9 protein-coding genes are annotated in these 10,894 nt (G+C 67.6%); 6 read left to right on the forward strand and 3 right to left on the reverse strand.

Annotated elements, in window-relative coordinates; translation table 11 throughout:
* Positions 1-395 precede the first annotated feature (395 nt).
* Together P1U75_RS15065 and P1U75_RS15070 are read left to right on the forward strand one after the other, a co-directional pair.
* A complete protein-coding gene (locus tag P1U75_RS15065; RefSeq protein ID WP_300244865.1) occupies positions 396-1,325 on the forward strand; it encodes an MBL fold metallo-hydrolase in 930 nt (309 codons plus the stop codon).
* A 42-nt stretch (positions 1,326-1,367) separates the two neighbouring features.
* Positions 1,368-2,039: an NnrU family protein gene (locus P1U75_RS15070; protein WP_300244866.1), complete on the forward strand. Its 672-nt coding sequence runs from the start codon at positions 1,368-1,370 to the stop codon at positions 2,037-2,039.
* A gap of 10 nt (positions 2,040-2,049) precedes the next feature.
* On the opposite strand, the gene P1U75_RS15075 is transcribed toward P1U75_RS15070, so the two are convergent.
* Complete coding sequence (locus tag P1U75_RS15075; RefSeq protein ID WP_300244868.1) at positions 2,050-2,715, reverse strand: SDR family NAD(P)-dependent oxidoreductase; 666 nt, start codon at positions 2,713-2,715, stop codon at positions 2,050-2,052.
* Between the two features lie 98 nt (positions 2,716-2,813).
* Here P1U75_RS15075 and P1U75_RS15080 point away from each other — a divergent pair, with 98 nt between their 5' ends.
* Positions 2,814-4,037: an MFS transporter gene (locus P1U75_RS15080; protein WP_300244869.1), complete on the forward strand. Its 1,224-nt coding sequence runs from the start codon at positions 2,814-2,816 to the stop codon at positions 4,035-4,037.
* Between the two features lie 59 nt (positions 4,038-4,096).
* Here P1U75_RS15080 and P1U75_RS15085 read toward each other — a convergent pair whose 3' ends face one another.
* The gene (locus P1U75_RS15085) at positions 4,097-5,002 is read right to left on the reverse strand and encodes a rhodanese-related sulfurtransferase (protein ID WP_300244870.1); all 906 of its coding nucleotides are present in this window, start codon (positions 5,000-5,002) and stop codon (positions 4,097-4,099) included.
* A 105-nt stretch (positions 5,003-5,107) separates the two neighbouring features.
* Here P1U75_RS15085 and pncA point away from each other — a divergent pair, with 105 nt between their 5' ends.
* The 3 genes from pncA to pncB all read left to right on the forward strand — a co-directional run bounded on the left by pncA (position 5,108) and on the right by pncB (position 9,373).
* Positions 5,108-5,701 (forward strand): bifunctional nicotinamidase/pyrazinamidase, encoded by a 594-nt coding sequence (gene pncA, locus P1U75_RS15090; RefSeq protein ID WP_300244871.1) that lies wholly within the window; start codon positions 5,108-5,110, stop codon positions 5,699-5,701.
* Positions 5,702-5,765: 64 nt separating this feature from the next.
* Complete coding sequence (locus tag P1U75_RS15095; protein ID WP_300244872.1) at positions 5,766-8,018, forward strand: PAS domain-containing hybrid sensor histidine kinase/response regulator; 2,253 nt, start codon at positions 5,766-5,768, stop codon at positions 8,016-8,018.
* A 65-nt stretch (positions 8,019-8,083) separates the two neighbouring features.
* A complete protein-coding gene (gene pncB, locus P1U75_RS15100; RefSeq protein ID WP_300244873.1) occupies positions 8,084-9,373 on the forward strand; it encodes a nicotinate phosphoribosyltransferase in 1,290 nt (429 codons plus the stop codon).
* Positions 9,374-9,394: 21 nt separating this feature from the next.
* On the opposite strand, the gene P1U75_RS15105 is transcribed toward pncB, so the two are convergent.
* Positions 9,395-10,852 (reverse strand): aldehyde dehydrogenase family protein, encoded by a 1,458-nt coding sequence (locus P1U75_RS15105; RefSeq protein ID WP_300244874.1) that lies wholly within the window; start codon positions 10,850-10,852, stop codon positions 9,395-9,397.
* Between the last annotated feature and the right edge of the window lie 42 nt (positions 10,853-10,894).

The following is a 10,894-nucleotide window of genomic DNA, read 5'->3' on the forward strand; positions in this document are numbered from 1 at the left end:
CCGCTGCATCTGCCCCGTGGACCTGAAACACATTCTTCGCCAGATCGAGCCCGACCGTGATAATCTCTGACATGACCGCTCTCCTTTGTCGATCCTCATAGACCCACCTTGGCACATCGATGCCGTCGGGCGGCGGTCACAGCATCAACGCCTTCTGCAGCCGGTTCCGGTTGCTGCGGACCGGCGCAACCGGGGGGGCGGGTCAGGGGCTGGTCAGGATCGCCTCTGGGGCAGGTTCTCGAATAACGCCTTGGCCGCGTCGTCGCGACGCGGGCGATTCCCTTTCCCTGGGCAGGTCCGGTCGCTAAAGCTAACCTCGAACAGCGGCGCCAGTCCGGTTTCGGCACGCGCGGCGTGGTGGTGGCAGGGGGGGGAGACTTATGCCGGGGATACAATTGACAACGGGCGGCCGCATTCGGCTGGGCGCGCTCGGCGCCGTTCTGGCGCTGGCGGCGGCGCCGGCGCTGGCCGATGTGCTCGACATCCAGCCGGTGGCGCCGAACGTCTGGGCGCTGGTCGGTCCGATGCAGCAGCGCGATGCCGAGAACCTGGGCAACAACGCCACCTTCGGCGTGGTCGAGACCGCCGATGGCGTGGTGCTGATCGATCCCGGCGGCTCCTGGGCCGGAGCGGCGATGATCGACGCGGCGATCGACAAGATCACCGATGCGCCGGTCACCCATGTGATCGACACCGGCGGGCAGGATCACCGCTGGCTCGGCAACGGCTACTGGCAGGCGCAGGGCGCGACCGTCATCGCCTCCGAGGCCGCCGTCGCCGACCACAAGAACCGCGGTTCGATGCAGATGACAGCGCTGGCCAATTTCCTCGGCGACAGGCTGGCGGGGACCGTGCCGGCCTATGCGGATGTGCGGTTTGAGGAAAACCACACTTTGGAGGTAGGCGGGCTGAGCTTCGAGATCACCCATGCCGGGCAGGCCCATACCCCGGGCGACAGCTTTGTCTGGCTGCCGGCGCGCGATGTGATGTTCACCGGCGATATCGTCTATATCGACCGGATCCTCGGCGTCGGGCCGCAATCCAACGTCAAAAGCTGGATCTCGGTGTTCGAGGCGATGGCGGCGCATGATCCGGCCCACCTGGTGCCCGGCCACGGCCCGGCGACCACACTGGACCAGGCGCGGGCCGATACCTATGATTACCTCACCAACCTGCGCAGCCGGATCGGCACCCTGCTGGAGGAGGGCGGCGACATCATGGCGGCGCCGGAGATCGACCAGTCGGCGTTCTCCTATCTCGCCCAGTTTGACTCGCTGGCCGGGCGCAACGCCCAGGCCACCTTTGAACAGATGGAATGGGAATAGCGAACAGCGCCGCTTCCTGATCCGAAAGGGGGAGAGCCCGCCATGGGATGGATGGAGTTCATCGCCGCCTTCGCGGTCTTCCTGCTCAGCCACTCGCTGTTGCTGCGCCCGCCGGTCAAGGGGCCGCTGGTGGCGCGCCTCGGCGCGCGGGGCTTCACGCTGGCCTATTCGCTGCTGTCCATCCTGATCCTCGCCTGGCTGATCCGCGCGGCGGGCAACGCGCCCTGGGTCGGGGTCTGGCCCCGGGCGGCGTGGCAAACCCATGCGGCGCTGAGCGTGATGGCACTGGTCTGCCTTGTGCTGGCGCTCGGCCTCGGTCGGCCCAACCCGTTTTCCTTCGGCGGGATGCACAACGAGGCCTTCGATCCCGACCGTCCCGGCGTGGTGCGCTGGGTGCGGCACCCGGTGCTGCTGGCGCTGGCGCTCTGGGCCGGGGCGCATCTGTTGCCGAACGGGGATCTGGCGCATGTGCTGCTGTTCGGGATGTTCGCGGGATTCGCGGCGATGGGCATGGGGCTGATCGACCGGCGCAAGCGGCGCGAGATGGGGGCAGGGCGCTGGCAGGCGCTGCGCGCCCAGGTGGCGCGCGCGCCGTTGCTCGCCCGCCCGCAAAGCTGGGCGATGCTGGGTCTGCGGCTGGCGCTGGGGGTGGCGGGCTATGGCGCGCTGATCGCGCTGCATCCGGGGGTGATCGGGGTCTCGCCGCTGCCCTGACCGGGCGCGCCTACCAGGGGATCGGTTCGCCGGCCCAGTCGAGAAATCCGCCGGTGTCGTCAGGGGTCAGCCCGTCGATCACCCCAAGCAGGGTCTGCGCCGCCTGCGCCGGTGTCACCATGGGGTGACCGCCGGCGAAGCGCCGGGTCAGATCCGTCTCCACCGTTCCCGGATGCAGGCAGATGGCGCAGGCCTGCGGATGGCTGCGCGCCAGTTCGATGGCGGCGCCGTGGATCAACTGGTTCAGCGCCGCCTTTGAGGCGCGGTAGCTGTGCCAGCCGCCCAGCCGGTTGTCACCGATCGAGCCGACCCGCGCCGAGAGCGTGGCAAAGACCGAAGGCCGGTCGCGCGGGATCAGGTGCAGCGCATGTTTCAGCACCAGCATCGGCCCGATGGCGTTGACCGCGAATTGCGCCGCCAGCGCCTGCGCCGTGACCTGCCGGATGGATTTTTCCGGGCAGTGGCCATCGGCGGCCAGAACCCCGCTGGCGACAAGGATCAGGTCCTGCGGCGCGGTGAGCCGCCCCAGCACCCGTTCGATGGAGGTCTCGTCGGTAAGGTCGAGCCCGTCGGCGCGGCGCGACAGACGCGTCACGGCGGTACCGCGCGCCTCCAGCGCATTGGCCAGCGCGCTGCCGAGTCCGCCCGAGGCCCCGATGATCACAGCGTTTTTCATGACGCTCAGCTATGGCGTAACGCGGCTGTGTCAAATCCTGTGTTCGTTGGTGCACGAACGCTCTGGGCAATTCGCGCGGCGCGGTCTAGCGTGCCGCCATGAGCGACAGCGCGGATATTCACGACAGCCGTTATTCCTGGCTGCGGCTCGGCGTTACCCTGGCGATTGCCATGGTGGCCAACGTCGGCATGTGGGCGATCATCGTGATCATGCCCGCGGTGGAGGAGGAGTTCGGCGCCGGGCGCGCCGAGGCCTCCTTGCCCTATACGCTGACCATGGTGGGTTTCGGGGTCGGCAACCTTGTGATCGGGCGGCTGCTGGACCGATTCGGGGTGACGCGGGCGCTGATCGGGGCGGCCGGGATGATCGCGGTCGGCTTTGTGCTGTCGACCTTGATGCCCTCGATCCCCACCCTGGCGGCGGCGCATCTGCTGCTGGGGCTGGGCACGGCGGTGGGGTTCGGGCCGCTGATCGCGGACATCTCGCATTGGTTCATGCGCCGGCGCGGCATCGCCGTGGCGCTGGTGGCCAGCGGCAATTACCTCTCCGGCGCGCTCTGGCCGACGCTGCTGGCCGGGATGCTGGCGGGCAGCGGCTGGCGCATGGTCTACCTGACGCTGGCCGTTGTGGCGGTGGCGGTGATCGTGCCGCTGTCGCTGCTGTTGCGGCGGCGCGTGCCGCTGGAGGCGCAGGCCCATGCCGAGGCCGCCTCGGCGCTGCGGGCGCGCTCTGCCGGGCTGAGCCCGCGTATGCTGCAATACCTTCTGGGATTTGCCGGGATCGCCTGCTGCGTGGCGATGTCGATGCCGCAGGTGCATATCGTCGCCTATTGCGTCGGGTTGGGTTACGGCCCCGCCGTGGGCGCCGAGATGCTGTCGCTGATGCTGCTGGGCGGGGTGGCGAGCCGCGTCGTCTCGGGGCTGGTGGCGGACCGGCTGGGCGGGGTCTTGACGCTGCTGGTCGGCTCGGTGCTGCAATGCATCGCGCTGATGCTCTATCTGCCGTACGACGCGATGGTGCCGCTTTACGTGGTGAGCACGGTCTTTGGCCTCAGCCAGGGGGGAATCGTGCCCTCCTACGCGCTGGTGGTGCGCGAATACATGCCCGCGCGCGAGGCCGGGGCGCGGGTGGGCTTCGTGATGATGATGACTATCCTGGGCATGGCGCTGGGCGGCTGGATGTCGGGCTGGATCTATGACCTGACCGGCAATTACCAGATGGCCTTCCTGAACGGCATCGCCTGGAACCTGCTGAACATCGTGATCATCGGGACGCTGCTGCTACGCTCGCGCCCGCGCGCGCCACGGGCGGCGATGGCCTGAGCTGCCCCGGATCGGGGAGTTTCGGGGGCAAAACGTACAGAACCGGATGGCGTGCGCCTCTATTCCGCCGCGAGGTGCCTTTCGCCCCGCGCGCGGGCCAGCGCGATCTGTTTCTGCCGTTCGCGAAAGCGCATCTTGTCCGCCTCCGAGGTCTCCTCGATGCACAGATGGCAGGAGACGCCGGCCTCGTACTCGGGCCGCGCCTTGTCCTGCGGCAGGATCGGGCGGCGGCAGCCATGGCACAATTCGTGCGGCCCCTCTTTCAGCCCGTGGCCGACCGAAACCCGGTTGTCGAAGACGAAGCATTCGCCCTGCCAGCTGCTGTTCTCTGCCGGCATCTCCTCAAGATAGCGCAGGATGCCGCCCTTGAGGTGAAAGACCTCCTCCACCCCCTGCCCGAGCAGGAAGTTGGTGGATTTCTCGCAGCGGATGCCGCCGGTGCAGAACATCGCGATCCGCTTGTTGTGGAACCGCTCCTTGTTGGCCTCCCACCAGGCCGGGAAATCGCGGAAGCTGTCGGTCTCGGGGTCGACCGCGCCCTCGAAGGTGCCGATCGCCACCTCGTAATCGTTGCGGGTGTCGATCAGCGCCACGTCGGGGCTGCGGATCAGGTCGTTCCAGTCCTGCGGCTCGACGTAATGACCCACCTTGGCGCGCGGATCAACGTCCGGCTGGCCCATGGTGACGATCTCGCGCTTAAGCCGCACCTTCATCCGGGGGAAGGGGGGATGATCGCTGACCGCCTCCTTCCACTCCAGGTCGGAACAGCCGGGCAGCGCGCGGATATGGGCAAGCACCGCGTCGATGCCGGCGCGCGGCCCGGCGATGGTGCCGTTGATCCCCTCGCGCGCCAGCAGCAGCGTGCCCTTGACGTCATGGGCAAGGCAAAGCTCCAGCAGCGCCGGTTTCAGGGCGGCGGGGTCGGGAAAGCGGGTGAAGTGATAGAGCGCGGCAATCGTGTACATGGCGCGGATTTAAGCGGTCGTGTCGGCCTGAGCAAGGGCGCAGATCGGCGCGGCCATTGACTAGGGCGCAGCGGCTTTCTACCCCTTGGGCAAAGGAGAGCGACCATGACCCATGCCCTGATCGTCATCGACGTGCAAAACGACTTCTGCCCCGGCGGCGCGCTGGCGGTGCCCGGGGGCGACGCGGTGGTCGCCCCGATCAACGCGATGATGCCGGAATTCGACGCGGTGATCCTGACCCAGGACTGGCATCCGTCCGGGCATTCCTCCTTCGCCTCCTCGCACTCGGGCAAGGCGCCTTTCGACATGACCGAGATGCCCTACGGGCCGCAGGTGCTCTGGCCCGATCACTGCGTTCAGGGCACGCCGGGGGCCGATTTCCACCCCGATCTGCGGACCGAGGCCGATTTGATCCTGCGCAAGGGGTTCCGGGCGCAGATCGACAGTTACTCGGCGTTCTTCGAGAACGATCACGAGACCCCGACCGGGCTGGAGGGCTACCTGCGCAGCCGCGGGATCGACCGGCTGACCATGGCCGGGCTGGCCACGGATTTCTGCGTGCATTTCTCGGCGGTGGACGCCGCGAAGCTGGGGTTCGCCGTGACCGTGCGGCTTGACGCCTGCCGCGCCATCGACCTCGACCGGTCGCTCGCCGCCGCGCTGAGCGCGATGAAAGAGGCCGGCGTCACCCTCGCCTGAAGGAATTGTTAACGACCGGCGGGCTAACTGGACCGGGGGCAGGTTCAGCCGAAAGGGGTCGGCGATGCAATTCGGGGATGCAGCCGAGGCCGATCCGCTGGCGGAATTCAGGCACCGCAACAGCAAGGAAGGTCTGTTGCTGCGCTACGCGCGCGGGCGCGTGACGAATTTTGGCAGCCGCCAGATCATGACGGTCGCCGGCGGGCTGTTTCTATGGATGATGAACGGGCCGCTGGACGGGTTCGCCGCGCTGCTGATCTCCCTGACCGGCGAAGCGGTGGATTGCCTGTATTTGCGGGGCACCGAGCGACGGCTGAAGGAAGGCGAAGCGCTGGGGCGGGTCTATGCCATCAGCACTGTGACCGCCGGGTTCCAGGCGCTCACCCTTTCGGTCTGCATCGCGCTGGCCTGGTTCGGGGAAACCACCAGCGCGGCGCCGCTGTTTTCCATTGCCTTCCTTGCCGGCGCGGCGATCAACGGCGGGCTGGTGCTGCCCTATCATCGGGCGGCGGGGACGGTGCGGCTGTCGATCTACATCGGTCTTGCCATCCTGCTCTATGTCCTGGCCGCGGCCCTGCGCGGGCCGCCCGACACGCTGTTCTCGATGAACGCGGCGGGAACGCTGATGTTGGGGTTCATGGTGTTCTCTTTCCTCAATTACGCAGTGTCCGGGTTTCACCGGCATCGGGCCAGCACCCAGGCTGTGATCGAGAAGAGCGAGGAACTGAAGGCGCTGAACATCGAGCTTGCCGAGCGCCAGAAAGAGGCGCAAAGGCTGTCGCTGGTGGCGCGCAATGCCCATGACAGCGTTCTGCTGCTCAACCGCGACGGCCGCATCGCCTGGGTCAACAACGCGTTTTCGCGGATCACCGGGTACCTGCCGGAAGAGGCCATCGGCCAGCGCCCCGGCGACCTGCTGAACGGGCCGGAAACCGACCCGGGGGTCGTCGCTGCGCTGAACGACGCCATTGCCCGGGGGATTCCGTTCCGCGGCGAGATCCAGAACCGCACCAAATCGGGCGAGACGATCTGGATCGAGACCAACCAGGTGCCGGTGATCGACGATACCGGCGCGGTGGACGTCATCGTCGCCATCGAGCGCGACGTGACAGCGGCCAAAAAGCACCAGCGCGAGATGACCCTTGCCCGGCAGGCCGCCGAGGACGGCGCACGCGCCAAGGCGGAGTTCCTGGCGACGATGAGCCACGAGATAAGGACGCCGATGAACGGGGTGATCGGCATGGCCGACCTTCTGGTCGAGACCGGCCTGAATGCCGATCAAAGGGTCTATGCGGATACCATCCGCAGCTCGGCGCAGGCCCTGCTGACGATCATCAACGACGTGCTCGACCTGTCGCGGCTGAATGCCCGGCGGATGACGCTGGACCCGGTAGATTTCGACCTCAAGTCCTGCGTGCAGGAACCGGTGCGCCTGTTGCGGCCGCAGGCCCGCAAGAAGGGGTTGTCGCTGCGCTTCGACTACGAGGGGAAGGGCGCGCCGTGGCTGCATGGCGACGACAGCCGGCTGCGGCAGATCCTGATCAACCTGATCGGCAACGCGATCAAGTTCACCAGGCAGGGCGGCATCACCGTACGGGTCGGCTACACGCCGGACGGGGCCGGGGCGGCCTTGCTCCGGATCGAGGTCGAGGATACCGGGATCGGCATCCCCAAGGACAAGCAGGAGCATATTTTCGAGCGTTTCGCGCAGGCGGACGCCTCGACCACGCGGGAATTCGGCGGAACCGGGCTCGGCCTGACGATTTCGCGGATGCTGATCGATCAGATGGGCGGCACGATCACGGTCCGGTCCGAGCCGGGCAAGGGCGCCTGTTTCGCGATCTCGCTCCGGCTTGCCCAGGCCCGGCGCGGCCCCGGGGCCGAGACGCGAGAGGTTCGGATGCCGGATGCGGAGGCCCTCGCCCTGCTGGCGGGCAAGCAGGTGCTCGTGGCCGAGGATGCCGAGGTCAACCGCACCCTGATCGGCAAGTACCTCGACGGGCTCGGCCTGCGCGTGGGGTTCGCGCATGACGGGCTGGAGGCGGTCGAAAAGACCCTGAAATGCCGCCCCGACATCGTCATCATGGACATGTCGATGCCCGAACTCAGCGGTATCGAGGCCACCCGCCGCATCCGCGCCGAGGCGGCGGTCCAGCCGGTGATCGTGGCGCTGACGGCCAATGCCTTTGACTGCGACAGGGCGGCTTGTCTCGACGCCGGGATGGACGCGTTCCTGACCAAGCCGGTGCGCCGGGCCGAGCTTCTGGCCGGGCTGGTGACGGTGGCCGGACGGGTACAGTCGGAGCCGGCGCAATGATTCCCCCTTGGCCCGGGGGGGCGGACTGACGTATCACGGCCGGGCACAAAATTACGAGGCCGGCCTTGGACATCGCAACACGCGTCTATAATCACAAATGGAAGATCGATCCGATCGTCCGTTCGCTGATCGACACCGATTTCTACAAGCTGTTGATGTGCCAGTCGGTGTTTCGCAACAAGCCCGACACCCAGGTCGCCTTTTCGCTGATCAACCGCTCGGACCAGGTGCCCCTGGCCAGGCTGATCGACGAGGGGGAGCTGCGCGAACAGCTCGATCACATCCGCTCGCTCAGCCTGACCCGAGGCGAGAGCACCTGGCTGCGCGGCAACACCTTTTACGGCAAACGGCAGATGTTCCGCTCCGACTTCATGGAATGGTTCGAGGGGCTGCGCCTGCCGCCCTATCACCTGGAACGGCGCGGCGACCAGTACGAGCTGACCTTCGAGGGCAACTGGCCCGAGGTGATGATGTGGGAGATCCCCGCTCTTGCCGTGCTGATGGAGCTGCGCGGGCGCGCGGTGCTCAACGATATGCGCCGGTTCGAACTACAGGTGCTCTACGCCCGCGCGATGACCCGGGTCTGGGAAAAGATCGAGCGTCTGCGCGCGGCCGGCGGCCCGCCGATCGCCGATTTCGGCACCCGGCGGCGGCATTCCTTCCTCTGGCAGGACTGGTGCGTGCGCGCCATGGTCGAGGGGCTGGGCAGCAGCTTTACCGGCACCTCCAACTGCCTGATCGCCAAGAACCGCGATCTGGAGGCGATCGGCACCAACGCGCATGAGCTGCCGATGGTCTATGCCGCGCTGGCCGAGACCGACGCGGAGCTGGCTCAGGCCCCCTACAAGGTGCTCGAGGATTGGCACGAGGAGCACGAGGGCAACCTGCGCATCATCCTGCCCGACACCTTCGGATCAAAGGGGTTCCTGGACAACGCGCCGGACTGGCTGGCCGGCTGGACCGGGATGCGCATCGACAGCGGCGACCCGGTCAAGGGCGGCGAGATGGCGATCGACTGGTGGACATCCCGCGGCGAGGACCCGCGCGGCAAACGCATCATCTTCTCCGACGGTCTTGACGTGGAGAAGATCGTCGATCTCCACGCCCATTTCAAAGGCCGGGTGAAGGTCAGCTTCGGCTGGGGCACGCTGCTGACCAACGATTTCCGCGGTCTGGTGCCGAATGACGCGCTGGCGCCCTTCAGCCTCGTCTGCAAGGCGATCAGCGCCAACGGGCGGCCCACCGTGAAGCTCTCGGACAACCCCGAAAAGGCGATGGGCCCGGAAGATGAGATCGCCCGCTACAAGCGGATTTTCGGGGTGGGCGAGCAGGAGCGCATCAAGGTCGAAGTTTAGGCGCCCCGACGCTTTTCGCCCCTACCCGTGAAACGCCGCCACTGTCTTGAGCTGCGAGAACCCGTAAAGCGCCTCGAACCCCTTTTCGCGGCCGTGTCCCGATTTGCCGACCCCGCCGAACGGCAGCTCGACCCCGCCGCCGGCGCCGTAGTTGTTGAGAAACACCTGCCCGGCGTGGAGCCGTTTCGCCAGCCGCATCTGCCGCGCCCCGTCGCGGGTCCAGACGCTGGCCACCAGCCCGTAATCGGTGCCATTGGCGATCGCCACCGCCTCCTCCTCGGTCTCGAAGGGGATCAGCACCTGCACCGGGCCGAAAATCTCGTCGCGGGCCAGCGGGTGATCCGGCGGCACATCGGCGAAAAGCGTGGGGCGCACATAGGCTCCCGCCGCCGGCGCGTGATCGACGATCCGCCCCTGCGCCGCGATCTCCAGATCGGCGCCCTTGCGGAGAAAGCCTGAGACGATCTCTTTCTGCCGGGCCGAGATCAGCGGCCCCATGCGCAGATCCTCCAGCGCCGGGCCGACGGTGATCGCGCCATAGGCCTCGGCCATGCGGGCCTTTACCGCCTCATAGATCCCGCGCTGCGCCAGGATGCGGGAGGAGGCCGAACAGGTCTGCCCGGCGTTCTGGCAGCCGGCGTTGACCAGGAAGGGCAGCGCCGCGTCGAGATCGGCGTCGTCGAACACCAGTTGCGGCGACTTGCCCCCCAATTCCAGTGTCACCGGCACCACGTTTTTCGCCGCCGCCGCCTGCACCAGCGCGCCGGTGGGGACCGATCCGGTAAAGCTCACATGCTGCACGCCCGGATGCCCCGACAGCGCCGCCCCGGCCTCTGCCCCCAGCCCGGGCACCAGGTTGAGCGCGCCATCGGGCAGCCCGGCCTCCTGCGCGATATGGGCAAAGGCCAGCGCGGTGAGACAGGCCTCCTCCGCCGGTTTCAGCACCGCGGCATTGCCCATCGCCAGCGCCGCGCCGACCGAGCGGCCGATGATCTGCATCGGGTAGTTCCAGGGCACGATATGGCCCGTCACCCCGTGCGGTTCGCGCAGGGTGTAGACGGTGTAGCCGTCGAGATAGGGGATGGTTTCGCCCATCACCTTGTCCGCCGCGCCGCCGTAGAATTCCATGTAGCGGGCCAGCGCCAGCGCGTCGGCCCGTGCCTGGGTCAGCGGCTTGCCCACGTCCATCGCCTCGAGCCGGGCAAGATCCTCCACCCGTTCCAGTACCAGTTGCCCGATCCGGGTCAGGATGCGGCCGCGCTCCACCGCCGTCATCCGGCCCCAGTCTCCCCCGCGCGCGGCCTGGGCCGCGCTCACCGCGGCATCGATGTCGGCGGCCTGCCCGCGCGCGATGCGGCAGATCTCCGCCCCGTCCGAGGGGTTGACCAGCGTCAGCGTCCCGCCCCCGGCGGGTGCCGTCCACGCCCCGCCGATCAGACAAAGCCCGGGATCGAACCAGATCGGGTTTGCATCGCTCATCTCAGGCTCCTTCGACATCGGGCCAGACCGGGCCCTTCTTCT

The organism is Antarcticimicrobium sp. (assembly GCF_029212575.1).
In the GTDB taxonomy this organism is placed as follows: domain Bacteria; phylum Pseudomonadota; class Alphaproteobacteria; order Rhodobacterales; family Rhodobacteraceae; genus Antarcticimicrobium.

What these genes read in the sequence shown, in the direction of transcription:
- P1U75_RS15070 (WP_300244866.1), top strand. Translation starts at nt 1,368, where the DNA reads ATGGGATGGATGGAGTTCATCGCCGCCTTCGCGGTCTTCCTGCTCAGC.
- P1U75_RS15075 (WP_300244868.1), bottom strand. Translation starts at nt 2,715, where the DNA reads ATGAAAAACGCTGTGATCATCGGGGCCTCGGGCGGACTCGGCAGCGCG.
- P1U75_RS15080 (WP_300244869.1), top strand. Translation starts at nt 2,814, where the DNA reads ATGAGCGACAGCGCGGATATTCACGACAGCCGTTATTCCTGGCTGCGG.
- P1U75_RS15085 (WP_300244870.1), bottom strand. Translation starts at nt 5,002, where the DNA reads ATGTACACGATTGCCGCGCTCTATCACTTCACCCGCTTTCCCGACCCC.
- pncA (WP_300244871.1), top strand. Translation starts at nt 5,108, where the DNA reads ATGACCCATGCCCTGATCGTCATCGACGTGCAAAACGACTTCTGCCCC.
- P1U75_RS15095 (WP_300244872.1), top strand. Translation starts at nt 5,766, where the DNA reads ATGCAATTCGGGGATGCAGCCGAGGCCGATCCGCTGGCGGAATTCAGG.
- P1U75_RS15105 (WP_300244874.1), bottom strand. Translation starts at nt 10,852, where the DNA reads ATGAGCGATGCAAACCCGATCTGGTTCGATCCCGGGCTTTGTCTGATC.